Genomic DNA, 25310 nt, shown 5'->3' on the forward strand with positions numbered 1-25310 from the left:
CTCCGGTGTTTCGTTCTTCTTGGTCGTTGAACCAACTACCGGAGACCTCTTCGTTCAACGATCACCGACACGCCTCACACGTGATCTTTCGAAACACGGCCTAGTCGCGCGCAGCACGGTCGATGGCCTCCATCAGGTAGCGGCGGGTGGGTTCGTGTAGGTCGGGGCCGGGTTCGCTGAGGCCGAGCAGGCGCGCGGCCCACCAGCCGTCCACGGCCAGCCGTACGGCGGTCGCCGCCGCCGGGTCGATGCCGTCGTCGGCCAGCCGGGCCTGCCAGGCCGCGAACCGCGCGCGCAGCGGCTCCAGCCCGGCCGGATCGACCAGCACGCCGGCCAGGAGCGCGGCGGTGACCCGGTCGGCGGGTGCGGAGGCGGCGTGCCGCTCGGGGATCGTGGCCCGTACGTACGCGCGCAGGAAGTCGCCCGGCCGCCCGCCCGCCGTCGCCAGCGCCTGGTCGAAGGCGTCGGTCAGCCGCGCGACCATGGCGCCGACCAGGGCCTGCTTGGTCGGGAAGTGGTAGAACAGGCCGCCCTTGGAGATGCCCGCGCGCCGGGCGACCGCCTCCAGCGTCAGCGACTCCGCCCCTTCCGTGAGCAGCACGTCGGCGGCGGCGTCGAGCAGCCGGTCCTTGGAACTGGGTCGTGGCATGCCCGAAACTATACCGGCCAACCGGTACAGTTTCGATGCGACCCGACAGACGCATAAACCTCATCGAACCCCGGACCCCCAACCCCCGGACGATCGGAGTGAGGCCATGGATCACGTCGCCCAGTTCCACCGGGAGGTCCGGGCGTTCGAGGCCGCCGCGCGGCGGGCGATCGCGCCGGGCGGCACGCCCCTCGTGCCGTCCTGTCCCGGCTGGTCGGTCGCCGACCTGATCATCCACCTGGGCGCGGTGCACCGGCACGTCGACGCGGTCATCAGGGACCGCCTCCCCGGGCTGCCCGACCCCACCGACCTCGCCGTCCTCGGCCTGCCGGCGGACATCAGCGACTGGCCGCATCCCGACCACGCCCCCAACACCGGGCCGGTGCCCGCGGCCGTGCTCGACTGGTTCGCCGAGGGCGCGGCCCGGCTGGCGGCCACGTTCTCCGCCGGCGACCCGGACGCCCCCGCCTGGACCTGGTCGAAGGAGCAGACCGTGGGGTTCTGGCAGCGTATGCAGGCCATCGAGGCGGCCGTGCACCGCTGGGACGCCGAGAACGCGCTCGGCACCGCAGGTCCGATCGAGGCCGCGTTCGCCGCCGACGCCGTCACCCAGGTCTTCGAGGTGATGGCCCCCGCCCGCCGATCCTGGACGCAGGCCCCGCCCGGCACCGGCGAGCGCTACCTGTTCCGCCGGACGGACGGGCCAGGAGCATGGGCGGTCCACTTCGACGGCGACACCGTCCGCCTCGGCGGAGCTTCCGAGGCTCACGTCGAGCTCGCCGGCACGGCCTCCGACCTGCTGCTTCACCTGTGGCGGCGAGTGCCCGCCGACCGGCTCGACGTACGCGGCGACCGGGCCCTGCTCGACCGCTACTTCACGCTCGTACCGCCGGTCTGACCGCTCCGGCGCGGCGGGAAGCGGCTCTCAGGGCTCCCTGTGGAGGCGCTCGACCACCACCCCACCCGGGTGCAGCGGCAGGCGGCGGCCCGCCATGCGATGCAGGGACAGCCGGACGAGAACCGGGTCTTCCAGCTCCGGCCAGGGCGCGCCGGTCAGCCGTTCCAGCCGCCCGGCCTCCGCCGGATCGCGTACGACCTCGCCGACGCCGGTCAGCAGCACGCTCCAGCCCGTACGCATGGCCGGCTCCATGTCGTCGACCTCGAACGCCATCGGCACGCCACCCTCGATCGCCTCCAGGATCGGCCCCGGCGGGATCCGGAACACGACGGTGTCGGCGTCGAGCGTGAAGTTCACCGGCAGGACGACGAGCGTGCCGTCCGGCCGCGCCCACGCCACCCGGCCCACGGGCACCATGGACAGCAGCGTCAGGCACTCCTCGCGATCCATCACCCGGATGGCCCCCGCCTCCATGCCACCCATCGTCTCACCTGGGCGAACGCCGCCCATCGGCGGGCTCGCGGGCGATGGCGAGCATCGAGTCCAGCGCCTGCCGCGAGGCCGCGAGACGGCTGATCTCCAGGTTGATACGGGTGCGTTCGCGGCTCAGGTTGTCCATCATCTCGGGGCACGACGAGGGCACCACGACCTCGCCGTCGTCGTGCACGCAGTGCAACACCCGGGTGATGACCGACGTGGGCAGACCGGCTTCGAGCAGGGCGCGGATGTGGCGCACCTCCGAGACGTCCGTCTCGGCGTACTCGCGGTAGCCGTTCGGCAGGCGCAGCGGTCTGAGCAAGCCCTGGTCCTCGTAGTAACGCAGCAGCCTGCGGCTCACTCCCGTCTGCCGGGCGAGATCGCCGATTCGCATGGAAGCCTCCGGTTGACCTTCACATGGATGTGACCCTTTAACGTGTCCATTGTCGCCAATACAGATGGGAGATGACGGTGTCGGGTGTAGTGATCATCGGAGTGGGCCCGGGGATCGGGCAGGCGGTGGCGCGCCGGTTCGCCGCCGAGGGGCTGCCGGTCGGCCTGATCGCGCGGAGCACGACGAGCGTGGACGCCGCCGTGACCGCCCTGTCCACGTACGGAGTGCCGGTCGCCACCGCGCTCGCCGACAGCACGGACGAGGACGCGCTGCGCGCCGCGCTCGACAAGACGGCGGCCGAGCTGGGCCCGCCGGACGCCGTGGTCTACAACGCCGCGATCATCCAGGCCGACCGGCCCGGCGAGCTGCCCGCGCGGGCCCAGCTCGACGCGTACGCGGTCAACGTCGTCGGGGCGCTCACCGCCGCCGCCCACGTGGCACCGGGGATGGCCCGGCGCGGCCGCGGCACGTTCATCGTCACCGGCGGCATGCCGCACCCGAAGCCGAGCTACGTGAGCCTGTCCCTGGGCAAGGCCGGCGTACGGACCCTGGTGACCCTGCTCGACCAGGAGTACGGCGCGGACGGCGTGCACGTGGCCAGCGTGACCGTCGCCGGCGCGGTCGCCCCCGGCACCGCCTTCGACCCGGACGACATCGCCGAGCACTACTGGCGCCTGCACACCCAGCCGCGCGACCGCTGGGAGCACGAGGCCCGGCACCTCGGCACCTGACCGGCCACCCGCACACTCACCAGGCGACGACCGCCGACCGGCCGTCCCGTGGTTGCGTGCTGCCGATGTCGATCGGCGCCGACGTGGCGGAGCCGTCGGCGAGATCGACCCGGTAGGCACGCCAGTCGTGCGTGTAGAGGAGGTGGCGACCGCTCCCGTCCACGCTGAGGCGCAGGTCCGCCCGCGCGCCCGCCGGCACCGCGGTCCGCGCCACCCGCTCCGGCTCCCCGCCGTCGACGGACAGCCGGTTCACGTCGTGACCAGCCGTGTAGAGCAGCGCGCGGCCGTCGGGTGTGAAGGCGATCGACCGCGGCAGCGGCACCTCCGTGGACGACCTGAGCAGCCGCGACGCCTTCCGCAGGTCGGACCCTCCGGCCGCCAGGTCGAGCAGGCCGATCCCCCAGCCGATCCCCACCGTGGCCAGGCTCCGCCCGTCCGGCGCCCAGGCCACGTCCATGAGTTTGCCGAAGGTGGTCCAGTCGCGGCGGCGGCCGGTGGCGACGTCGAGGACGGTCACCTTGGTCCCGCCCTCGCCGAGGTCGCAGGCGTAGGCGAGCCTGGTGCCGTCGTGGCTCAGCGCCAGCGCCACCACCTGCTCGGGCTCGGGCTCGGCCTCGGGCACGAGCCGCGGCTCACCCGGCTGCCCGTTCTCCTCCAGCCGGACGAGGAAGAACCGGAAGGACTTCCCCAGGGTCCCGCCGGCCAGGGCGAACGTACGGTTGTCCGGCGCGGCGGCGACGAACTCCCAGCCGGAGGGCCCTCCCTTCGGCCTCGGCACGGGCGCCACGAACGCACCGGTCGCGGCGTCGTTCACGACGGGCGGCAACTGCGCGGGCGCCCCGCTCGCGGAGGGGCTCTGCCCGGGCGGGAAGGGGCCGGGGGCGACGTACGGCGCCCCCACGGTGACGAAGAAGCGCGGGGAACCGGACGCCGGCAGGGGTGCGCCCGTCGCCATGGGCTCGGCCAGCGACGTGACCGGAACCACCACCGGCATGAGCGGCGCCGTCGCGCTCGGGGCTGGCCGCGACGGGACCGGCGTCGGCGACCCCGTGGCCACGCGGGGCGTGCCCGGCGCCAGGCTGGACGAAGGGGGCACGCCCGGGTCGTTCACCAGTGACACCCGCTCGGCCGCCGGATCGGCACACCCCCGGCCAGCACGAGCACGACCAGCCCCGCTAAGACCGCCTCCGTACGGGAACGCATGCCCCGATCGTGCCACAACGCCCCCTCCGTACGGGAGACACGCCCCGATCACGCCACGGCGGCCCCTACCCTGCGGGCGGGGCTGAGGGCGGGGCGGCGGGCGGGGCTGCGGGCGGGGCGGCGGCGATCGCGACGCGGTTCCAGGCGTTGATGGCGGCGATCGTCCACAGCAGGTGGGCCAGCCGGGTCTCGTCGAAGTGCTCGCCGGCCGCGGCGAACACCTCCTCCGGCACCCCCGCCTCCTCGATCCTGGTCATCGACTCGGTCAGCGCCAGCGCCGCGCGTTCGGGCCCGGTGAACAGCGGGCTGTCCCGCCAGAGGGCGAGCGTGCGCAGGCGGGCCTCGTCCTCACCCGCCTCCAGGGCGGCCCTGGTGTGCAGGCCGAGGCAGAGCGCGCAGCCGTTGAGCTGCGAGGCACGTACGCGGACCAGCTCGGCGAGCCCGGGATCCAGCTCCCGGCTCGCGGCGGCGTCGAACCGGGCCATCGCGGAGTGCACGCCGGGCGCGGCGCCATGGAGATCGATGCGCATCACGCCACCTCCAGCGGACGGCGGCCCTGCACGGAGTAGACCACGCACGAGGCGGCGCGGAAACCCGGGTGGGCCATCAGCGCCCGTACGTCGGCGAGCTGCCGGTCGGTCATGCCCTCCTCGGCGAACCGGTCACGCAGTTGCCGCGTGTGGTGGGCGACCAGCCGCGCACCGGGCGAGCACGCGTCCCACAGCTCGACCCTGGGCCGTGGGTCGACGTCGGTCAGCCCGGCCCGCCGCATCGCCGCCGCCGCGTTCCGTCCCCAGGCCACGTCGACGCCGGCGCGCGTCATCACCCGGATCTTCGCCCGCATGAACGTCTCGTACAGCTCGGCCGCGCCGGGGTCGGGCATCAGCAACCCGGGTCCGTACGTGATGTCGAACTCGTCGAGCTGCAACACCCCGCCCGGCCTGAGCGCGCGGACGAGCCGGTCGAGCACGGCCAGCCGCTCCGGCAGGAGCAGCAACACCAGCCGCGCGTGGACCACGTCGAAAGCGGCCTCCGGCAGCGGGTCGCGGACGAGGTCGTGCCGGATCACCTCCAGCCCGGGTGCGACGGGCTCGAAGGCGGGCTCGATGTCGGTGGCCAGCACACTCCCGGCCGCCCCGACCCGCCGGGCCAGCCACTCCGCCACGCTGCCGCCGCCCGCGCCCACCTCCAGGCACCGCATGCCGGGGCCGACACCGGCTTCGGCCAGGCGTTCGAGGGTCATCGGGTCGTAGGCCAGCTCCAGGCAGCGGTGTTGCTCCGCCACATGGTCACGGCGGTCGCCGAACACGTACGCGGTCCGGCTCATCGGCTGCTCCTCATCGGCGTACGCGGGACGGGCACCGCCGACCGGGCGGCCATGCGGGCCAGGGTGGCCGCGCAGACCTTGCCGGTCGGGCCGAGCGGGAGTTCGGGCAGCCAGAGGAAGCGTTCGGGGAGTTTGCGCCGGTCCAGGCCGCGTTCCTCGCGCAGGTACACGATCAGCTCGGCGGGGGACGGCGGACTGACGCCCGCTCTCGTGGACACGCAGGCGCACATCCGCTCCCCCATGTCGTCGTCCGGGACCGGGACGCAGAAGGCGTCGGCGACGTCGGGATGGGTGCTGAGCTCGCGTTCGACCTCGGCCGGAGAGATGCTGAGCCCGCCGCGGATCACCACGCGCTTGATCCGGTCGAGGACCCAGAGCGTGCCGTCGGGGTCGAGGCGGCCCAGGTCCCCGGTGCGCACCCAGCCGCCGGGGGCGCGGTAGCGGTCGTCCAGGTCGGGGGCGGCGACGTAGCACAGCGGGGTCATCGGGCCCAGCGCCCAGATCTCGCCCGCCTCGCCGGGCGGCAGCGCGTGCCCGTCGGCGTCCCTGACGGTGATCTCGGCCACGGCGGGATCGGGGGTTCCGGCCAGCCCGGGGGCCCACTGGCCGGGGGTGCGGCCGGTGTGGCAGTTGACGCCGTCGGTGGAGCCGTACACGTTGACGAGCGGCACGCCGAAGCGGCGGGCGCACGCCTGCCTGGCCTCGCCCTGCAGGGGCTGGGCGCTGGTGACGACCCGGCGCAACGACGACAGGTCGGCCTCGGTCTCCGCGTCGGCCATGCGGCGCAACATCGTCGGTACGCCGTACAGGTGGGTGGGGCGGTGGCGTTCCACGGCGCGCAGGGCGTCGGCGGCGTCGAAGCGCGAGCGCAGGACGAGGGTGCCGCCGTGGCGGGCCAGCAGGACGGAGGTCCCGCAGGAGCCGTACGAGGAGGCCAGGGAGACCAGCAGCAGGTTGCGCGTGGGCCCGTCCTCACCCAGTACGGCCCGCAGGTAGGCGCCCCGGCCGCCGGCCATGGCGTTGTGGGAGTAGGCGACCATCTTCGGCTCGGACTCGGTGCCGGACGACAGCAGGATCCGGGCCGGCCACTCGGCGGGCGGGCACGCGGGCCGCCACCCGCGTACGTCCTGATCGTCCACCTCGTCGAGCGAGCGCGTGCCCGGCGTGGGGGCGCCGAACGTCCACGTCTCCTCCACGTACGGCAGCCCTGCCCGCAGCCCCATGGCCAGCTCGGGAACGGTGATCAACGCGGCCGCCCTGGACCGGTTCAGCAGCCCGGTGACGTCACGCCGCCCCCGCGTGTGCGGGATGGGCAGGGCCACCGCGCCGACGGCGGCGACCGCCAGCTCGGCCACGACCGCGTCGCGCCCGTTGGGCAGCAGGACGGCGACGATGTCGGCCGGCCCGCGCCCGGCGGCGGTCAGGGCGGCGGCGGCCCGGCGTACGCGGGCGTCCAGCGCGGCGAAGTCGAGCGAGCCGGTCTCGTCGGCGACCGCCTCCCGCTCCGGCGTCCGCCGGACGTGCTCGCTGAACAGGCTGTACAGGTCCAGATCGGGGCACAGGCCGCGCGCGGTCCACTCCGCGCGCAGGCTTCTGGGCACGCGGTCGGCCAGGACGATCCCGTTGGCGGACGTCCAGGGCAGGGGGTCTGTACGCATCTAAGGGGCCTCCTCGGGGTGAGCTGCTGGGGCGAACGTCCAGGGGGCACGGCTGTAGACGGCGTGGGGAGTGTGGTCGAGCACGTCGGCGAAGGCGGGATCGTGGGCCATGACCGCCAGATCCGTGACGGTCACGGCATTCAGCGGGCCGGTGGCGGCCGGGGCGGCCGTCGCGCGCAGGAGGCGGGCCGCGTCGATGAGCGCCGTCTCGGCGCGTACGCCGGTGCCGGTACGGGCGCGGGCCACCAGGGCGGCGACGACGGCCTCGGCGCTGATGAGCGCGCCCAGCACATCGGTCAGCGTCATCAGCGACGGCGCCGCCACCTCGCCCGGCCCTGCCAGCAGCGCCGCCACCCCGCTGTACGCCTGCACCAGGTAGTCGGTGCCCATCGGCTGCGGCGGGGGCAGCGCCTCCGCCCATCCCCCGGCCTGCGCGTACACCAGGGACGGCCGGACGGGCGCGAGGTCGTCGTGGTCCAGCCCGTACGCGCCGGCCCGGCCGGGCGGCCAGTTGTGCAGGAACACGTGCGCATCGGCGACCAGGCGCAGCGCGGCCCGCCGTCCCGCCCCGGACTTGAGGTCCGCTTCGAGGGCGCGTTTGCCCCGGTTGAGCGCGAGGAAGCGGGCCGAGGTCGGCCCCGCCATGGGCGGCACCCCGCGCAGCGGATCCCCGCCGGGCGGCTCCAGCCGTACGACGTCGGCGCCGAGCAGCCCGAGTACGTGCCCGGCGAGCGGCCCCTGAACCCGGTTGGTGGACTCCACGACGAGCAGCCCGGCCAGCGGGCGGCGGACGTCCCGGGCGAGCGGCGGCAGGGCCGGCCCGGCGACGCCGCTCAGCCCGCGCAACCGCCACGGGGAGGCGGGAGCGGGCACGAGCGGCGCGTCGGCGGCCCGTACGGGAAGAACGCTCACCCCGCACTCCGCACCGGCGGCCACCACGTCCGGGAACCGCACGGCGGCGGCCACGTCCACCAGCTCGGACGGCAACACGCAGGTCGCGGTCGCGAACCGCTGCTGGAACGCCGGCCAGCCGACCGCCACGGCCCTCGGCCCGGCCCCCAGAACGGCCCAGAACCTCAGCCAGCGTTCCGCCTCGAACGTCTCGACCTCGAACCACACCCCGTCCGCGGACCGGAACGGCGGCCTCCCGTGCCCCTCGCGCGCGGCGCGGGGGAAGGGCGGGTCGGAGCGTTCGCCGGTGGCGACGGCGAGGTACTGGGTGAGCGCGAGCAGCGCCGCCTGCGCGACCGACGTACGCACGGCCAGGGCGGTCCCGCCGCGCAGCAGCGCGAGCAGCGCCGCCGTGAGCGCCTGGGCGGTGAGCACCCCCGCGCACACCGACGCGTAGTCCAGCCGCAGCGCGCGCGGCCCGCCGGACGCCCGCCCGTGCACGTGGGCGATCCCGCAGGCCGCCTGTACGTCACGCTCGTTCGCCATCGGCAGGCCCACCGGCCCCGACCAGGAGATCCCGCACTCCGGCAGCGCCTCCCCCGGCCCGCCGAACGGCGCCGCCACGACCCCCAGCCACCCGGCGGGCGCCCCGGCGGGCGGCGGCGTGCCGTCGGCCCCGACCTCGCACCCCAGCGCGCGCAGCCGCTCGACGGCCACCCGCAACGCGAGCGAGCCCCCGCGCGTCCGCACGACCACCCCCGCCAGCGGCCGATCGACGATCGCACGCGCGCCCACGCTCTCGGCGGCGACCCACGACCCCGCCGTCACGTCCATCGCCCGGTCCCGTACGTGTCCGGGACCTCGCCCAGGAGTTCGCGCAGCGCCGTCCTGCGGACCTTGCCCGTGCCGGTGCGGGGCACCTGCTCCCAGGTCAGCACGACGGGATCGGCCAGCTCGGGCAGGTCGGCCACGGCCCGCCGCCAGGCGTCCTGGTCCAGCCCGCCGTCCTCGGTGACCACGACCGGCACCGAGGGCCGCCCGGGCACGCCGAGGATCACGCACTCCAGCACCCCGGGCAGCCGGTCGTCGATCACGTCCTCCAGTTCGACGCAGCTCGCGCCGGGGATCGTGTCGGTCTCCCGGTCCACGAACCGCACCCGCCCGGTACGGCTCAGCGCGCCCACGTCCCCGGTGTGCCACCACTGCCCGAGCCGCTTGCCGAGCCACCGTTCCTGCTCCCCGACGTACCCCAGGCACAACGCCTTGGTACGGCACACCACCAGCCCGCTCGCCCCCCGGCGCACCGGACGCAACGTCTCGCGGTCGACCACCCGCAACCGGGTGCGCGTGGGCACCGGACGCCCGAGGTCGCGGGTCGTGGGATGCCGTTCGTCGCCGTCGGCCATGGCCTTGCGGGTGAGCAGGCGGAAGGTCAGCGGCCCGGTCTCGCTCTGCCCCCAGCCCTGCATCCACACCGGCCGCCGATGCCGGGTGGCGCCCAGGAACGTACGAACGGTGGGCGGGTGCATGGCGTCGAACGTGCTGATGAACAGGCGTACCCGCTCGAACGGGTTGCCCTCGCCGAGCGCCCGGCGCTGCCATCGCACGTACGTGGCGGGCAGCGCTTCCAAAGTCGTGGGCCGGTGGCGGGCCAGGAACGGGCCGGCCTCGTCCCAGCCTGGGGCCGAGACCGCGAGCAGCTTGGCGGGGCCCAGCCACAACACGCTCGCGGTCCAGGCCAGGGCCCGCCCGTGCGCGAAGGAGATGGCGCTGCCCACGACGTCGTCCGGACGGCTGCCCAGCAGCGGCCACCGGTGTGCCTCGAACCCGGCCAGGCGGCGCAGCAGCGTACGGGTGGAGTGCACGACGAGCTTGGGCACGCCGGTCGTCCCCGAGGTGTGCACGACGGCCAGCGGGTCGTCCGGGGCGGGCCGGTGCACCGGCGGCGCGGCCCAGCCGCGTACGTCGTCCAGGGACAGCAGGCCGTCGGCCGTGCCGTCGATGACCAGCGTACGCGGGGCCTGCCAGGCCAGGTCGGCGACGGCGGCGAGGGCCTTGTCGGTGACGAGGAGCGCCGGCTCCAGCCGTTTGAGCAGGATCTCCAGCACGTCGGGCGCCAGGTGCGCGGACAGCGAGGCGGGCACCGCCCCGATGCGCGCGGCGGCGCAGGACAGCAGCACGTAGTCCCAGTGGTTGCGCTTGACGATGGCGACCCGGTCGCCGCGGCGCACCCCGGCGGCGGCCAGCCAGCCGGCGGCCTCCCCGACCAGATCCGCCAAGTCCGAAATTTCGAGATCGGTTCCAAGATGGGGGGCGATGTCCAGGGGGCGGCTCATGTGCACGCCGGTGCTGCGGTCGCGCTCGGCGAGGTCGTCGAACAGGGTGCCCAGGTCGATGGGTCGGTTGAAGAAGGCCATCAGCTCTCTCTCCATGCGGGTGGGTCTAGGTGAGGCGGGCGAGCACCCGTGCCGCCGTCCGCTCCGCGGCGGCGACCGCGCCTTCGCTGCACGGCCGCAGCGCGACCCAGTCGCCGGCGTACTCGACCGCCGAGCCCGGCCGGCCCTCGAACGCGGCCCGCAACGCCAGGGCGCGCGGCGTCGCCTCCGGCAGCCCGTACGGGAACCGGTGCACGTGGAAGCGGGCGACCCGGGAGGCCAGCCCGGGGACGAACCGCTCGGCCCGTCCGACGAGCTGGTCGGCCACCTTCTCGTCGCGCTCGCCCATGAGCGTGGCGGTGCCGTACGGCGAGGTGACGAGCGAGATCAGCCCGCGTCCGGCGGGAGCGCGGCCGGGATGCTTACGGTGGTCGGCGGTGATCACGTTGAGCACGGGATCCTCGGTCGCCGGGACGAGCGTGGCGAAACCGCGCCAACCTGCCGCCGCCGGCCGGTTGAGCACCAGGCTGAGCCGCAACATGGGCGCGTACGTGCACGCCTCCAGGTACGCGCGCTCGTCCGGCGGGGCGCCGGGGTGCAGCCGGGCCGCCACGGGCGCGGGAACGGCCAGGACCGCCGCCCGCGCGGTCACGCTCCCCCGTGGCGACTCCAGCCGCACCCCTCCCGGGCACGTGACCACCCCGGTCACCTCGTGCCCGGTGACCACGTCGAGCCCGACGGCGAGGGCACGGGCCAGGGAGTCCATGCCGTCGCGGTAGGTGTGCCAGGTGTTCGTGCTCCCGGCGGTCGTCAGGTGCTCGGCGAACACGGCCGCGGCCGAGCGGCGCGGGTCCCAGCCGAAGAACCCGGCGACCAGCGGCTCGACGAGAAACTCGCGCAGGTCGGGATGGTACTTGCCGACCAGGTCGGCGACGGTGGTGGCGGGGCCGGGGCGGCGGCGGGCCAGGCGGAGCCGCAGGCGTACCAGGTCGAGCCGGGCGCGCGGCGGCAGGCCCGCGCCGGTGAGCAGCCCGAGCGGGCGGCCGACATGCGGGTGGACCCGTCCGTCGCGCCAGACGCCGAGGGCGTCACGCACTCTCGGGACGGCGTCGGCGTCCAGGCCGAGCGCCCTGATGAGCCGCCAGGTGGCCGGGTAGCCGGCCGCGGACGGCAACATCTCGGCGCCGGTGTCGATCAGGCAGCCCCGCGCCCGCAGGGTGCGCATGCGCCCGCCCACGGCCTCGTCCGACTCCAGGACGCGCACCGTGAGCCCGGCCCGGTCCAGCGCGTACGCGGTCGCGAGGCCCGCCGGTCCGGCCCCCACCACCGCGACGTCCACGTTCATGCGAGGACCAGGTTCGACAGGATCAGCACGGTGACGGTGACACGATGGGTGCGGATCGCCACGCGCCGGGCCCTCAGGACGTCACCGCGTACGAAACCGATCACGAGCTGGGCCACGCGCAGCGCGACGAGCGGCACGAGCACGCCGAGGAACCACCAGGGCGCGACCCCGGCGGCCACGGCCCCCAGGACGAGCAGGCTCTCAGCCGCGCTCACCGCGGTGACGAAGGCGGCGTTGACCCGCGGGGACGTCCGCGCCGCCACGGTGAACCGCCCGGCCTTCCGGTCCCCCAGGGCGTCGTTGGTGTTGGAGTAGAGCCCGAAGATCATCGGCCCGAGCCCGAACAACACCGCCTGCACCGCCACGAACCCGCTCGCCTGCCCCGTCAGCAGCCCGTACGGCACCAGCACCCACCCCACGCCGAGCCCGACGAGGAACAGCTCCTGAAACCCCCGATAGCTGAGCTTGAGCCCCCACGAGTACTGCACGGCCGCGACCACGCACGCCGCCGCCGACACGACCACCCACACGGGCGTGTACGGCGCGGCGGCCACGACCGCGGCCCAGAGAACCACGCTGGCCACGGTCGCCGCCCAGGCGAAACGCAGCGCCTGCGGCTCGGTGAGCGTGCCGGCGACCAGCGGTTTACGGGCGAGTCTGCGCCGGGCGGCGTCGGAGGAGTAGTTGGCCGCGTCGCTGCCGTCGCGGTGACCGGTGATGTCGTCGAACCCGACCATCGCCGCCACCACGGCCGCCTCGGCGATGAGCACCGCGAGGAGCATCCCGACCGGGTACGGCTGCCACCGCGCGGCCGGCGTCAGCAGCGACCACACCAGCGGCAGGCCCAGGTAGTAGTCGTAGATGTCGAGCTTGGCGAGCCGTGCGTAGGGCCCGAGGCCGCGGCTGACCACCTGGTCGGTCATGGGTCCTCCTGCGGGGAGCTGTGGGCGAACGCGCAGACCGTGTCGGCGATCCGTTCGACCTCGACGTCGGCGAGCTGCGGGTAGAGCGGCAGCGACAGGGTGCGCCGGGCGGCCGACTCGGCCACCGGCCAGGTCGCGCCGGGGGGTGCGTACCGGGCGAAGGCGGGCTGGGCGGGCAGCGGGCGCGGGTAGTAGACGTGGGTGGCGATGTCGTGGGCGGCCAGGTGTGCCGCCAGCGCGTCACGCTGCTCGGTGAGCACGGTGTAGACGTAGTGGAACCGCCCGTCCCCCCCTACGGGCGGTGCCACGATCCCGCGTTCTGTCAGGGGCGCGAAACGGCGGGAGAAGTAGGAGGCGATCTCGGCCCGGCGCGACAGGCGGTCGTCCAGCCCGGCGAGCCGGTGGAGCTGGAAGGCCGCCATCACCTCGTCGAAGCGGCTGTTGTAGCCGACGCGGTGGTGGTGGAAGCGCTGTGTGCCGTCCTGGCCGTGGTTGCGCAGCATGCGTACGTGCGCCGCGAGCGCCGGGTCGTCGGTGATCACCACCCCGCCCTCCCCCGGCATCCCGAACGTCTTGACCTGCACGAACGAGTAGACGCCCGCGTCCCCCCAGCGCCCGGCGGGCCGCCCACCGAGAGTGCCGCCCTGGGCGAGCGCGGAGTCCTCGACCAGCCACAGCCCTAACCGGTCGGCCAGCTCGCGAAAGCGCGGCATGTCGGCCATCAGGGAGAACATGTGAGCCGGCATCACCGCCTTGGTACGCACGGTGACCAGCGACTCGGCGGCGGCCGGATCGGCGGTCATCGTGACCGGGTCGATGTCGGCGAAGACCGGCCGCGCCCCGGCGCCGACGACGGTGGCGGCCAGCGGGGCGCAGCCGAAGGCGGGCACGACGACCTCGTCGCCGGGGCCCACGCCCATGGCGGCGAGCACGAGGGTGAGCGCCGACGTGCCGCTGGAACAGGCCACGACGTCGGCCGCGCCGAGCCGCCGCCGCAGCTCGTGCTCGAAGCGCGCGGTGTGCTCGCCGAGGATGAACTTCTGGTCGTCGCAGGTGCCGACGGCGTAGACGGTCTTCAGCAGCGCCGCCCGGTCGTGCCCAAACAGGTCGGCGGCGAAGAAGGGCACGCGGGTCATCCCGGCCGCCCCCGGTAGAAGCCGGCGACCTCGTCGCACACCCGGTCGGCGTCGGCGTCGGACAGGTCGGGGTAGAGCGGCAGGGCCAGCGCCCGCGCGCAGGCCGCCTCGGCCCTCGGGAAGTCGCCCCGCGCGTGGCCCAGATGGGAGAAGCACGGCTGCAGGTGCAGCGGGACGGGGTAGTAGATCTCGGTGCCGATGCCCCTCGCGGCCAGGTGGGCCGCCAGGGCGTCGCGGGACTCGACCTCGACGAGGTAGACGTAGCAGACCCGGTTGCCGCCCGGGTGCGGCGGCACCGCGCCCGGCACGGCCAGCACGCCGGGCACCTCGCGCAGCCGCGCGTCGTAGCGGGTGGCCAGCTCGGAGCGGCGGGCGATGCCGGCGTCGAGCCCGGCCAGCTTGGCCAGCAGGACGGCGGCCTGGAGGTCGTCCATCTTGCTGTTGCAGCCGGACAGGACCGTGGGGTTGGCGATGCCGGGGAAGTGGTCGAGGGTGCGCCCGGCGCGACCGTGGTGGCGCAGCGCCCGCGCGGTCTCGGCGATGTCGTCGTCGTCGGTGAGCAGCGCCCCGGCGTCGCCGATCGCGCCGAGGGTCTTGGAGGGGAAGAACGACAACACGCCGCCCGCGCCGACGAGCCCGGCGTGTGTGCCGTCCAGGCGCATGCCGATGGCCTCGGCGCTGTCCTCCAGCACGGTCAGGCCACGCCGCCGGGCGACCTCGCACACGCCCCGCAGGTCGGCCAGCCGGTCGAACAGGTGGGCCGGCATGACCATCCTCGTACGCTCCCCCGCCACGGAGTCGACGGAGGCCGGGTCGATGCCGTGACCGCGTTCCTCGATGTCGGCGAAGACCGGCACGCCGCCGGCCAGCACGACGGAGCTGGCGGTGGCGATGAAGCTGTAGGCGGGCACCACGACCTCGTCGCCGGGACGCAGACCGGCCGCGCGCAGCAGCAGCACCAGCGCGTCGGTCCCGGAGTTGACGCCGACGACGTGCGTCGCGCCGGTCCACAGGGCTAGCCGGCGTTCCAGCTCGGCGACCTTCGCGCCGTGGGAGAACTTGCCGCGGTCGAGCACGTCCACGCAGCCCGCGCGGATCTCCTTCCACAGCTCGTCGAACGTCGCGGCCTGGGAGAAGAAGGGGATGGGAGCGGCGGCGCCGGCTGGCGATCCCCCGGGAGGAAAGAGGGTTTTCTCCAAGGTTCCCGTCCTGGTGCGGTGGTGGGGGCGGGGCCGCCCGGGGATGCGGCCCCGGACGGCCCCTTTCGGGCGGAGCCGCCCGGGGAACATGCCCCGGACGGCCCTCTCGGCAGAGCCGCCCCGGAGATCGCGGCTCTGGGCGGCCCTTCGGCCTGCTCTGCCTAGATCACCGGCCGAGCAGTGGAATGTCGTTCTTGCCGAGGTGGTAGTCGCGGACCGCGTCGACCAGCTCGGAGACGGATAGTCTGCCGGTGCCGTCGGTGTCCATCTGGCGGAACGCCTCGTCGGCGACGCCGCTGTCGAGCCCGATGGCGGCGAACCACTTCGCCATCTCGGAGGCGTCGACCTCACCGTCGCCGTCGCGGTCGAGTACGTTGACGATTGCCTGGATGGTCGGCCGTACGACCTGGCCGAACCCGGCGTCGCCCCTGCTGATGATCTCCCGCTCGGCGGCGCGGACGAACTGCTCCTGGTTCAGTCTCGACGCGCCCGCGGCCCCCGCCAGGTGGTCGAACATGGCCAGGTACGCCTGCTTGAGATCCTGCGCCTTGGGTGTGCCCTGCACGCCCAGGCCCTCGATGATGCCGTCGGCCTCGTGCTCGAAGTCGGAGCGCTCGATCGCCCCGGAGCCGTCGTTGTCCCAGAGCCGGAAGCGCTCTTCCAGCCGGCTGGTCGTCTTGGTGCCCGCAGCCATTGTCGTTCCTTTCATGACACGCGCCCGCCCACCGTCATCGGGATCACCGGGGGGATGGACGCGACCTCTCAAGCGGGGCTCGAAGGCAAGAGCTCCCACTACTGTGCGCAATCAACAGGTTACCCTGTGTGACTATTGGTAAACCAGAGGTCACGGTAGGTAATCGAAACTCCTTCACAGGAGGGGCCAGCGGAAGACCTGGGCCCCGCCCTCCTCGGGTCCCTCGGGGAGGCTCTGGCTGAACACCAGCGGCTCGCCCGGCATCAGCCCCAGCTCCCGTCCGGTGGCGGCGGGGTCGGCGTGGATCAGCACGTTGTAGTGGTTGGGCAGGTGGCAGCCGTCGAAGCCGAGCAGCACCCCGACCCGCCGCCCGCCGATCCACACCTCGTCGCCGCGGTCGAGCACGCCGGCCGCGACGATCTCGGCGAAGCCCAGGAAGGCGACCCGGTCGATCCGGGCGCCCGCGTCGATCTCGGTGTGGTCGGTGGCCACCAGCTCGTGCACCTCGCCCGCGCGTACGCACCGGCTGGCGTGCGGTTCCAGCCGCATGCCGCGGTCCTCCCTGCGGTGCACCAGCACCTTCAGCAGCGTCCCGGTGACCGCGGTCTTGGGGCCGTCCTCGTCGGGGTTCACGCGGCCCCCTGTCCGGCGCCGGTCTTCTCCAGGCGGTAGACGTCCTCGACGAAACGCAGGGCGGGCAGGCCGCCCTCACCGTCGGGGGTGCCGTAGCGCACGCATCGTTCGTACGCGGCCAGCACCCCTTCGTACTCGTGCCACAGGGAGTTCTTGAAGCCGGCGTGGCCGGCCAGCATGTCGGCGTACAGGGTGCGGCCGCCCGTCAGGCGCACCTCCAGGTCCTTGCGTTCGCCCGGGTAGGACCAGTCGAGCAGGATCCGCGCGCGGACCGCGCCGGCGCGCAGCTCGATGTCCGCCTGCCGGTCGGCCCCCGTGGCGTCCCGGTCGACGTGCGCGGAGACGACGTCCGCCGGGCCGAGCAACATCTCGACCAGGTCGAACGCGTTGGGCCCGTTGTCGGCGACGCAGCCGCCGCCGCAGCGCCGGGCGTCGAGGTACCAGGAGTCGCCGCCCGCGTGCTCCTCGATGCGTTCCAGGTAACGTACGGTCAGCTCTTCGACGCGGGCGCCCGCGCACGCGGCGCGCAGCCGCCCGACGGCGGAGTTGTAGCGCCGGTGGAAGGCGGTGAACAGCGGCACACCGAGGTTCCCGGCCAGTTCCGCGAGCCGCCTGCCCTGGGCGACGTCGAGGGCGAGCGGCTTTTCCACGCAGACCGGGATCCGCCGTTCCAGGGCGTCGGCGCAGACGCGGGCGTGCAGGTCGTTGGGGACGGTGACCACGACGGCGTCGGGCCGTTCCTCGTCGAGCAGCCGCAGGTGGTCGTGGTAGCCGGGGACGCGGTGCCCCTCCAGGGCGCGCGGGTCGGTGTCGCAGACCGCGGCCAGCCGCAACCCGGGCGAGCTGTGCAGGGCCGCCAGGTAGAAACGCGAGATCACGCCGAGGCCGATGACCGCGACGCGCAGCCGGGCGCTCACCGCTCCACCACCGGGGCGGGGGCGTCGAGTCCGGTGGCCGCGGCGAGGGAGGTCAGCTCGGCGTACAGGTCGGCGCCGAGGGGGACGCCCGCGCGCCGGCGCTTCTCGGCCCGGCGATGCTCGTGCCAGCCGGGATAGCGCACCGGCAGGGCGGGGTCGGTGGGCGGGCAGCCGAGCAGCGCGCCGAACAGCGTGGCCGCGTCGCCGTCCACGCCCTCGCGCAGCGCGCCGGGCGCGAGGGCCAGGGCGAAGAAGCCGATGTCGTCGTCGCGCCCGTTCGGGCCGCCGTCGCCGTCGTACGCGTCGGGGTGGGCGCCGAGCCCCGCGCCCGGCACCAGCGCGGCCAGCACCTCGACCGCCAGCCCCAGCCCGAAGCCCTTGTACTGCCCGGCCGCGCCGCCGAGCCAGAGCAGGTGCGCCCGCCCCTCGTCGAAGGCCGCGGCGTCGGTCACGGGAGCGCCGTCGTCGCCGGCCAGCACCCCTTGGGGCAACTCGGCGCCCTGCCGGGCGGCCTGCCTGACCCTGCCGGTGGGCGCGGCGGTGGTGCTCATGTCCAGCACGAACGGCGGGTGCTCGCCCGCGGGGGCAGCGACGCTGATCGGGTTGGTGCCGAGCATCGCCACCGCGCCGCCCGGCGGTCTGGCGATGCGCTGGCGGCCGCAGTTGCTCGCGACGACGCCGACCATGCCGTGCCCGACCGCCCGCAGCGCGTGGTGGCCGGCGCAGCCGAGGTGGGTGCCCCCGCGTACGGAGACCAGGCCCACGCCGTACGTCGCGGCGCGGGCGGCGGCGATCTCCATGGCCAGACCGGCGGCCCACAGACCGAGCGCGCGGTTGGCGTCGAGCAGCACGGCCGCGCCGAGGTCAGCGAGCACGCGCGGCTCGGCCAGCGGATCGACCCGCCCCTCGTCGAACAGCGGCAGGTAGAGCCGGGTCAGGTTGACCAGCCCGTGCGAGGTCATGCCGACGAGGTCGCCATAGCACAGCGCGCCGGCGGCCTCGCGGGCACGCTCGGGGGCCAGGCCGCGGGTGGTGAACACGGCGGCGACGAAGTCCAGCAGGTCGTCGTGGCGCACCCGTACGGCCGCCCGCGCCGGCTCGGACTTCGGGAACAGCGGGTACGCGGGCGGCGACGCCGTCGCGGGTGAGGCAGTGGAGTTCATGTTCCTCGTCCAATCCTGTCGTCGGTGAAGGCGATCATCAGCCGGGCCACGGCGGCGGCGAACCCGGCGAGTTCGGCGGCCCGCGCGAACTCCCCTTCGGCATGGGCGTTGTTGGCGGCCAGGTCACCCGGCCCCAGGACGACCGTGCAGGCGCCCTCGACGCCCGCCATCCAGATGGCGTCGCAGGTGAACGCCGGTTCGCCGGTGGGCCAGGGCGGGATCCCGGCCCGGTCGCGCAGGAGCGCGTGCCCCCACGTGTCGCGGTCGTCGAGCACGGGCAGGCCGCGCTTGCGCCACTCCAGCCGGGTGACGGACCTGGCGTCGCGGGCGGTCCTGGCGAACAACGCCGTGTCACCGAAGGCCGCCTCGAACGCCGTGAGCCCGTCGTCCAGCGCCCGTGCCAGGTCCCGTTCCAGGCGGCGCCCGGTGTCCCGCGTGGCGTAGGGCAGGTTGAGCAGGAGGGAGCCGCGGCCGTAGACCTGGTTGTGGCGGGTGCCGGTGTGCAGGCCGGCCACGCACACGGTGTCGGGGTCGAGGGCCCTGGCCAGGTGCTGGGCCAGGAAACCGAGCAACACCGTGGCGTTGTGGCCGGCCGCCGGGCGGTCGTCCACGGCGTGCTCGCCGTCCACCGTGATCCGGGCGGTCGCGGCGGCCGTGCTGCGCGGCAGGAACCGTACGCCGGTGGGCTCGCAGAAGACGTTGAGCCGGCCGACGTAGCCGCGCTCGACGAGCGGCCGGGTGCCGAGCACGCCCATCGCGCCGCCCTCCTCGCCCGCGACGGCCTGGATCAGCACGCCGACCTCGCGCCCGATGGCCGGCCGGCACGCGCGCGCCGCCCGCAGCCCGGCCAGCAGCGCGACCGCCGGGCCCTTGGCGTCGATCGCGCCGCGGCCGTGGAAGCGCTCGCCGTCGAAGCCCGCCGGTCCGCCGCCCGCGACGGTGTCGAGATGCACGTTGAACATCACCGTGCGCGCGGCGGGCAGGCCGGGGCCCAGCCGCAGCACCAGGCTCGGCTGTCCGTCGAGGAATCCGGGCAGGTCGAGGGCTTCCCGTACGGGCGCGGGCACGTCGGGACGGTGAAGCTCGGCCGGGCGTACCGAGGTGTGCCGCACGGTGCGGAAGCCGAGCGGCGCGGCGGCCCGCGCGTACGCCTCCTGGGCCTCGCGCAACCGTGGCGGCGGTCCGGCCGGGCCGGTCTCCAGCGGGCCCGCCGTGGGCAGCCGCAGCAGCCTCAGCAGCAGGTCGCGCTCCGCCGCGTCGAGAGGCACGGCGTCAACGTCCATCGACCTGCCCCACCAGCCGTTCCAGCGCTCTCCCGTACCGGACGAACGCGGCCTGGTCGCCGCGGCCGGGATCGCCGAGGTGGGGGCGCAGCCGCAGGTGCGGCTCGATGGACAGGGCGCCGGCGTATCCGTGGGCGGCCAGCAGCCGCAGGCACTCCGCGACGCCCGCCCGGCCCTCGCCGGGCAGCACGTAGACGATCTCGCCGCCGGGGCCGGTGACCGCGTCCTTGACGTGGACGTGCGCGACGTACGGGACGACCTCGCGCAACATCGGGGCGGCCGGGTAGCCGTGGGCGACGCCGTTGCCGATGTCGAACAGCAGCCGCAGCGCCGGGCTGCCGATCCCGGTCACCAGGTCGAGCATGCGGTCGGCGCGGTCGCCCGCCCAGCCGGCGCAGTTCTCGTGCACCAGCAGCAGGCCCGCGTCCTCGGCCCGGCGGGCCAGCTCGCGCAGCCGGTCGCGGACCCGCCGCCCCCACTCGGGCTCGGCCAGGCCGCCGGAGGGGAAGGACATGATCCGCACCAGCCGTGTGCCGAGCGCCGGGCAGCGGCGCGCCAGCACGTCCAGCTCGGCGAGGTCGAGTGCGAAGTCGCCGGTCGCCGGGCGCGACCAGTCGCCGATCTTCGAGGCCACCGCGACGACCTCGACCCGGGCCGCCCGCAACCGCGCGGCCGCGCGCAGGAACGCCCTCTCGCCCAGGCGGGCGACCGGCACGCCGTCGATCGTGCGCAGCTCCAGCCGGTTCCAGCCCAGCTCCCCCACGGCCGCGAGCTGGCCGTCGAGGTCGGGGGCGGCCTCGTCGCCTATTCCGGCCAGCTCAAGAGGTGGTGTCTGCACGCGGCGCCTCCTCCCGCCCGGGCTCGTGCGCCGCGCACAGGTCCTTGGCCTCGGTGAGCAGCCGTACGGCGTCCACCTGGACGGGCAGCGCGCCGGGCGAGCAGCGGGCACGGGCGTAGCGCCGGTAGGCGGCCAGCAGGAAGGCGGGCAGGGCGTCGTCGGCGAACACCGAACGCCGCTCGCCCTCGGCCGTCGCCACCCGGAGCTGGGCGGTGTGGTCGGCGTCGCTGCACGGGTAGTGGCCGGTGAGCGTGCCCCGCTCGAAGTGGAGGGTGATGCGCCGCTCCCGTACGGGCGAGGTCAGGTCGGAGTCGATCTCCGTGTGCACGCCGGAGTAGTGGTCGAGCCGGAGCCTGGCGCGGCCGAGCCGGGGCAGCCGGAGGCGTTCGGTGACCATGTCCTCCCAGGACGCGCCGGAGATCCGGGCGCCGCCGGCCAGGCTGAGCACCACGGCGAGCGCGTGGGGCACCTCGATGTCGAAGGCCGTGGCCGCGTCGGGACGGGCCGCGCTGCGGGTGAACCTGGGCTTGTTCTGCACGACCCGGATCTGCCGCAGCGGGCCGTACTCCTCGGCGTGCATCGCCGCGCGCAGGCGGCCGGTCAGCGTGCTGTCGAGCCAGTGGGTGGCGACGGTGAGGTCGAGGCCCCAGCGCCGGCGTACGCGGGCCACGGCCGCCAGCCCGACCAGGTCGAGCGCGAGCGGCTTCTCCACGATGAACTTGCGGTAGCCGAGCGGCGCCAGCCGGGCCAGCATGCCCGCCCGGACGTGCGGCGGGGTGCACAGGTGCACGACGGTCCGGTCGGGCGGGGCGAGCGTGGCGGCCTCCTCGGGCGACCCGGCCGTCACGGCTCCGCGTACGCCGCCGGGTGGCAGGAGCGGGTCGAGGACGACGACCGGGTCGGGCGCCAGCAGCCCGGGGGCCGCGGCGCGCACCTTGGCCAGGGACGGCAGATGCAGCCCTGCGCCGGACCTGCCCATCCCGACGATGAATGCGTGCAACATGCTGTCGAGCGCCTCTACTCCGTCGCGTTCTCGGCTTTCCGGCCCGCACATTTCCCCGCCGGACGGACGACCTCATTGGCGCTTCATTGTCGAATAACTTACCGTGACATGTCAATTACTTTAAGTTACAGAACACGTCCCGACCAGGCTCGCTACCGGGACATGAGGTCGCGGAGCGCCCCGGCGATCTCGGCGGGCGCCTCCTCTGCCATGAAGTGGCCGCAGGTGACCGTTCCGTGCCGCAGGTCGGGGGCCCAGGCCCGCCATAGCGCGGCGGCGTCGAAGCCCAGGGCGGCGCCCCAGTCCTGCTGGAGCACGGTTACCGGCATGCGCAGCCGGTTGCCCGCCGCCAGGTCGGCGCGGTCGTGCTCTACGTCGATCCCGGCCGAGGCGCGGCAGTCGGCCACGATCGACGGCACGGCGGCGCGGCAGGCGTCCAGGTACGCGGCCCGTACCTCGGCCGGGATGGCGGCGGGGTCGTTGGTCCACAGGTCGAGGAAGTAGCCGAAGAAGGCGTCCGCGCTCGCGCCGATCAGCTGCTCGGGCAGGCCGGGCGGCTGGGCCATGAGGTAGAGGTGGAAGCCGACGGCGGCGGTGGTGCCGCGCATGGCGTCCCACATGTCCAGGGTCGGCAGCACGTCCAGGCAGGCCAGGTGGGTGACCGCCGCCGGGTGGTCGAGCCCGGCGCGGAAGGCGACCAGGGCGCCGCGGTCGTGCCCGGCCAGGGCGAAGCGCTCGTGCCCCAGCGCCCCGGCCAGGGCCACGACGTCGGCGGCCATGGTCCGCTTGGAGTAGACGGACGGGCTCGTCTCGGCCGGTTTGTCGCTGGCGCCGTAGCCGCGCAGGTCGGGGCAGATCACGGTGTGGTCGGCCGCGAGGTCGGCGGCGACGTGCCGCCACATCAGGTGGGTCTGCGGGAAGCCGTGCAGCAGGACGATCGGGCTGCCCGAGCCCCCGACGGCCGCGTTGAGCGTCACGCCGTCGGCGACGGGGACGCGGTGCTGGTCGAATCCGGGGATGGTCATGAGGTGCCCTCCTTACGTGGGTGTGCGAATCGCCTTCCAGCGTGCCGGGGGCGGATGAGCATCCGGTGAGCAGGAAGGATGGGGGACGTGTTCGGGGTACTGGGGCCGGTGGCGGCCTGGAACGACGAGGGTGAGCCGATCCCGCTGAAGGGGCCGCGGCACCGTGCCGTGCTGGCCCGCCTGATCGTCGCCCGGCGCCGGGTCGTCCCGGTGACGCGCCTGGTGGCGGACCTGTGGGACGATCCGCCGCCCGACGCGGTGGGGGCGGTGCGCACGTTCGTGGCCGCCCTGCGCCGGGCCCTTGAGCCCGGCCGCCCGCCGCGTGCCCCGGCGCGGCTGCTGGTCACCGAGGGCCCCGGCTACGCCCTGCGCGCCGCCCCCGACGCCGTCGACGCCTGGCGTTTCGAGCAGGCCGTCACCGGCGGGCCGCCGGAACCGGCCCGGCTGGAGGAGGCGCTCGGCTGGTGGCGCGGTCCCGCGTACGCCGAGTTCGCCGACGAGGGCTGGGCGCGGGCCGAACGTGCCCGCCTGACCGAGCTGCGGCTGCACGCCGTCGAACTGCGGGCCGAGGCGCGACTGGCGCTGGGCCGGGCCGCGGAGACCGTGCCCGACCTGGACTCGCACGTCGCCGAGCACCCCTGGCGCGAGGACGCCTGGCGGCTGCTGGCCCTCGCCCTGTACCGGACCGGCCGCCAGGGGGACGCGCTCGCGGTGCTGCGCCGGGCGCGGGCGCTCCTCGTCGAGCAGCTCGGCGTGGACCCCGGGCCCCGGCTGCGCCGCCTGGAGTCGGACATCCTCCGCCAGGACCGCGGGCTCGCCGCCCCCGCCGACGCCACGGCCCGGGTGTGGGCGCAGGCGGCCGAGGCGTACGACCGTACGGTGGGGGCCGGGGCGCGGGCGCGGCTGGAGTCGACGGTCGGCCTGCTGCGCAACCTCGCGGTGACCGGGGGCGGCGGCCTGGAGGCGGCCCGGGATCACCGCATCGCGGCCGTCGCGGCGGCCGAGGAGCTGGGCGACCCGGAGCTGACCGCCCGCGTGATCGGCGCCTACGACGTGCCGGCGATCTGGACCAGGTCGGACGACCCCGAGCAGGCGGCCCGGCTCGCCGCCGCCGCTGAACGCACCCTGGCCGCCCTTCCGCCCGACGGTCCCGAGGCGGCGCGGGCGCGGCTGCTGGCCACGATCGCCGTCGAGTCGCGCGGCGCCCGGTCGTCCCGGGGGCGGGAGGCCGCGGCGGAGGCCGAGCGGATCGCCCGGCGTCTCGACGACCCCGCGCTGCTGGCGTTCGCGCTCAACGGGGTGTTCATGCAGGCGTTCGAACGGGCGGGGCTGGCGGCGTACCGGGACGGGATCGGGGCGGAGCTGGTGGCGTTGTCGTCCCGGCACGGGCTGGTCACCTTCGAGGTGCTCGGGCACCTGATCCGCCTTCAGGCGCGCGGCGCGCTCGGCGACTTCGAGGCCGCCGACGGGCACGCGTCCGCCGCCGACCGCCTGGCCGGACGGAACGAGTTGCCGCTGGTCAGCGTGTTCACCGACTGGTACCGAGTGTTGCGGGCGGCCGCCTGCGGCGGGGGCACGGCGGCGGAGGAGGAGGCGGCGTACCGGACGGTCGCGGCCCGGCTGGACGACGTCGGCATGCCCGGTCTGCGGGGCGGGCTGCTGCCGCTCGCCCTGCTGTCCGTACGGGTGCGGCACGGGCTGCTCGCGCCGGTCGAGGCGGATTGGGGGCCGTACGAGCCTTGGGCCCGGCCGCTCGTACTGCTGGCCGAGGAACGCGGGGCGGAGGCCGCCGACGCGCTCCACGGGATCCCGAACCCGCCCCCCGACCTGCTGTTCGAGGCCATGTGGTGCCTGACCGCGCGGGCCGCCGTCGCGGTCGGCGACGGCGTGACGGCGGCCCGCGCCCGGCGTGCGCTCGAACCTGCGGCGGCGGAGCTGGCGGGGGCGGGCAGCGGACTGATCACGCTGGGCCCGGTCGCGGGCTTCCTCGCCGAGCTCGGGACCTGATCGGACTGCCCGGGACCTGACGGGACTGCTCGGGACCTGATCGGACTGCCCGGGACCTGATCGGATTGTCGGTGGGCGCCTGTTGAATGGGGCGCATGACGGCGGACGCGGGCAGGCGTGGGATGTTCTGGGACATGCTGGCGGGCAAGGCGCCGCCACCGCCCGCGGCGGCGCTGCTCGGCTGGGAGCTCGTCGCGGTCGATCCGGAGGCGGGCACGATCGAGGTGGCGTTCGCGGCGGGCGAGCAGTTCACCAACCCGGTCGGCGTGATCCAGGGCGGCTTCCTGGCCGCGATGCTCGACGACACTTTGGGGCCCGCGCTGGTGGCGACGCTGCCGGAGGACCGGTTCGCGCCGACCCTCGACCTCCACGTGCAGTTCCTGCGGCCCGCGCGGCCCGGCCGGCTCGTCGGGCGGGGGCGGGTGGTCAGGCGCGGCAAGGACGTGTGCTTCCTCGCGGGCGAACTCCTCGACCCCGAGGGCGGGCTCGTGGCCACGGCGACCGCGACCGTCATCGTCCGGGCCGTCGGCCGGTGAGCCGG

At 74.9% G+C, this 25310-nt stretch carries 25 protein-coding genes; 4 read left to right on the forward strand and 21 right to left on the reverse strand.

Annotated features, from left to right (window positions below):
- Positions 1-100: 100 nt before the first annotated feature.
- Positions 101-649, reverse strand: coding sequence for a TetR/AcrR family transcriptional regulator (locus IEZ27_RS45705; protein ID WP_125636592.1), 549 nt, complete (start codon positions 647-649; stop codon positions 101-103).
- A gap of 106 nt (positions 650-755) precedes the next feature.
- Between IEZ27_RS45705 and IEZ27_RS45710 the strand changes: the two genes are divergently transcribed.
- Positions 756-1547 (forward strand): maleylpyruvate isomerase family mycothiol-dependent enzyme, encoded by a 792-nt coding sequence (locus IEZ27_RS45710; RefSeq protein ID WP_189652975.1) that lies wholly within the window; start codon positions 756-758, stop codon positions 1545-1547.
- Between the two features lie 27 nt (positions 1548-1574).
- Here the strand turns inward: IEZ27_RS45710 and IEZ27_RS45715 are convergent, their stop codons facing one another.
- Positions 1575-2030: a pyridoxamine 5'-phosphate oxidase family protein gene (locus tag IEZ27_RS45715; protein ID WP_189652976.1), complete on the reverse strand. Its 456-nt coding sequence runs from the start codon at positions 2028-2030 to the stop codon at positions 1575-1577.
- A 4-nt stretch (positions 2031-2034) separates the two neighbouring features.
- A complete protein-coding gene (locus IEZ27_RS45720) occupies positions 2035-2418 on the reverse strand; it encodes a MerR family transcriptional regulator (RefSeq protein ID WP_189652977.1) in 384 nt (127 codons plus the stop codon).
- 77 nt (positions 2419-2495) lie between these two features.
- Here IEZ27_RS45720 and IEZ27_RS45725 point away from each other — a divergent pair, with 77 nt between their 5' ends.
- A complete protein-coding gene (locus IEZ27_RS45725; RefSeq protein WP_229824939.1) occupies positions 2496-3149 on the forward strand; it encodes an SDR family NAD(P)-dependent oxidoreductase in 654 nt (217 codons plus the stop codon).
- A 16-nt stretch (positions 3150-3165) separates the two neighbouring features.
- Here IEZ27_RS45725 and IEZ27_RS45730 read toward each other — a convergent pair whose 3' ends face one another.
- The 18 genes from IEZ27_RS45730 to IEZ27_RS45815 all read right to left on the reverse strand — a co-directional run bounded on the left by IEZ27_RS45730 (position 3166) and on the right by IEZ27_RS45815 (position 22762).
- Positions 3166-4143: a WD40 repeat domain-containing protein gene (locus IEZ27_RS45730; RefSeq protein ID WP_189652979.1), complete on the reverse strand. Its 978-nt coding sequence runs from the start codon at positions 4141-4143 to the stop codon at positions 3166-3168.
- Positions 4144-4417: 274 nt separating this feature from the next.
- Complete coding sequence (locus IEZ27_RS45735) at positions 4418-4882, reverse strand: carboxymuconolactone decarboxylase family protein (protein ID WP_189652980.1); 465 nt, start codon at positions 4880-4882, stop codon at positions 4418-4420.
- Positions 4882-5679 carry a class I SAM-dependent methyltransferase gene (locus IEZ27_RS45740; protein ID WP_189652981.1) on the reverse strand — a complete coding sequence of 266 codons (798 nt, stop codon included), beginning with the start codon at positions 5677-5679 and terminating at the stop codon, positions 4882-4884. The genes IEZ27_RS45735 and IEZ27_RS45740 overlap by 1 nt, the downstream gene beginning before the upstream one ends.
- The gene (locus IEZ27_RS45745; RefSeq protein ID WP_189652982.1) at positions 5676-7337 is read right to left on the reverse strand and encodes a class I adenylate-forming enzyme family protein; all 1662 of its coding nucleotides are present in this window, start codon (positions 7335-7337) and stop codon (positions 5676-5678) included. Before IEZ27_RS45745 ends, IEZ27_RS45740 begins: the two co-directional genes overlap by 4 nt.
- Positions 7338-9062, reverse strand: coding sequence for a CoA transferase (locus tag IEZ27_RS45750; protein ID WP_189652983.1), 1725 nt, complete (start codon positions 9060-9062; stop codon positions 7338-7340).
- A complete protein-coding gene (locus tag IEZ27_RS45755) occupies positions 9053-10660 on the reverse strand; it encodes a class I adenylate-forming enzyme family protein (protein WP_229824940.1) in 1608 nt (535 codons plus the stop codon). Before IEZ27_RS45755 ends, IEZ27_RS45750 begins: the two co-directional genes overlap by 10 nt.
- 10 nt (positions 10661-10670) lie before the next feature.
- A complete protein-coding gene (locus tag IEZ27_RS45760; RefSeq protein ID WP_189652984.1) occupies positions 10671-11948 on the reverse strand; it encodes a protoporphyrinogen/coproporphyrinogen oxidase in 1278 nt (425 codons plus the stop codon).
- Positions 11945-12871, reverse strand: coding sequence for a UbiA family prenyltransferase (locus tag IEZ27_RS45765; RefSeq protein ID WP_189652985.1), 927 nt, complete (start codon positions 12869-12871; stop codon positions 11945-11947). The genes IEZ27_RS45760 and IEZ27_RS45765 overlap by 4 nt, the downstream gene beginning before the upstream one ends.
- On the reverse strand, positions 12868-14007 hold the full coding sequence (locus IEZ27_RS45770; RefSeq protein ID WP_189652986.1) for a DegT/DnrJ/EryC1/StrS family aminotransferase: 1140 nt from the start codon (positions 14005-14007) through the stop codon (positions 12868-12870). The genes IEZ27_RS45765 and IEZ27_RS45770 overlap by 4 nt, the downstream gene beginning before the upstream one ends.
- Complete coding sequence (locus IEZ27_RS45775; protein ID WP_229824941.1) at positions 14004-15206, reverse strand: DegT/DnrJ/EryC1/StrS family aminotransferase; 1203 nt, start codon at positions 15204-15206, stop codon at positions 14004-14006. The genes IEZ27_RS45770 and IEZ27_RS45775 overlap by 4 nt, the downstream gene beginning before the upstream one ends.
- A gap of 166 nt (positions 15207-15372) precedes the next feature.
- The gene (locus tag IEZ27_RS45780; RefSeq protein ID WP_189652988.1) at positions 15373-15900 is read right to left on the reverse strand and encodes an EF-hand domain-containing protein; all 528 of its coding nucleotides are present in this window, start codon (positions 15898-15900) and stop codon (positions 15373-15375) included.
- Positions 15901-16074: 174 nt separating this feature from the next.
- Positions 16075-16533, reverse strand: coding sequence for a DUF6917 domain-containing protein (locus tag IEZ27_RS45785; RefSeq protein WP_189652989.1), 459 nt, complete (start codon positions 16531-16533; stop codon positions 16075-16077).
- Positions 16530-17450, reverse strand: coding sequence for a Gfo/Idh/MocA family protein (locus tag IEZ27_RS45790; protein WP_125636576.1), 921 nt, complete (start codon positions 17448-17450; stop codon positions 16530-16532). Before IEZ27_RS45790 ends, IEZ27_RS45785 begins: the two co-directional genes overlap by 4 nt.
- Positions 17447-18613, reverse strand: coding sequence for an Ldh family oxidoreductase (locus tag IEZ27_RS45795; RefSeq protein ID WP_189652990.1), 1167 nt, complete (start codon positions 18611-18613; stop codon positions 17447-17449). Before IEZ27_RS45795 ends, IEZ27_RS45790 begins: the two co-directional genes overlap by 4 nt.
- Complete coding sequence (locus IEZ27_RS45800; protein WP_189652991.1) at positions 18610-19896, reverse strand: M20/M25/M40 family metallo-hydrolase; 1287 nt, start codon at positions 19894-19896, stop codon at positions 18610-18612. The genes IEZ27_RS45795 and IEZ27_RS45800 overlap by 4 nt, the downstream gene beginning before the upstream one ends.
- On the reverse strand, positions 19886-20734 hold the full coding sequence (locus IEZ27_RS45805) for a sugar phosphate isomerase/epimerase family protein (protein WP_229824942.1): 849 nt from the start codon (positions 20732-20734) through the stop codon (positions 19886-19888). The genes IEZ27_RS45800 and IEZ27_RS45805 overlap by 11 nt, the downstream gene beginning before the upstream one ends.
- The gene (locus IEZ27_RS45810; RefSeq protein ID WP_229824943.1) at positions 20715-21737 is read right to left on the reverse strand and encodes a Gfo/Idh/MocA family oxidoreductase; all 1023 of its coding nucleotides are present in this window, start codon (positions 21735-21737) and stop codon (positions 20715-20717) included. Before IEZ27_RS45810 ends, IEZ27_RS45805 begins: the two co-directional genes overlap by 20 nt.
- Before the next feature lie 152 nt (positions 21738-21889).
- On the reverse strand, positions 21890-22762 hold the full coding sequence (locus IEZ27_RS45815) for an alpha/beta fold hydrolase (RefSeq protein ID WP_189652993.1): 873 nt from the start codon (positions 22760-22762) through the stop codon (positions 21890-21892).
- A 78-nt stretch (positions 22763-22840) separates the two neighbouring features.
- Here IEZ27_RS45815 and IEZ27_RS45820 point away from each other — a divergent pair, with 78 nt between their 5' ends.
- Both IEZ27_RS45820 and IEZ27_RS45825 read left to right on the forward strand, forming a co-directional pair.
- The gene (locus tag IEZ27_RS45820; RefSeq protein ID WP_189652994.1) at positions 22841-24769 is read left to right on the forward strand and encodes an AfsR/SARP family transcriptional regulator; all 1929 of its coding nucleotides are present in this window, start codon (positions 22841-22843) and stop codon (positions 24767-24769) included.
- 95 nt (positions 24770-24864) lie between these two features.
- Positions 24865-25305 carry a PaaI family thioesterase gene (locus IEZ27_RS45825; protein ID WP_189652995.1) on the forward strand — a complete coding sequence of 147 codons (441 nt, stop codon included), beginning with the start codon at positions 24865-24867 and terminating at the stop codon, positions 25303-25305.
- Positions 25306-25310 lie beyond the last annotated feature (5 nt).

It is taken from the genome of Nonomuraea spiralis (assembly GCF_014648435.1).
Classification (GTDB): Bacteria; Actinomycetota; Actinomycetes; order Streptosporangiales; family Streptosporangiaceae; genus Nonomuraea; species Nonomuraea spiralis.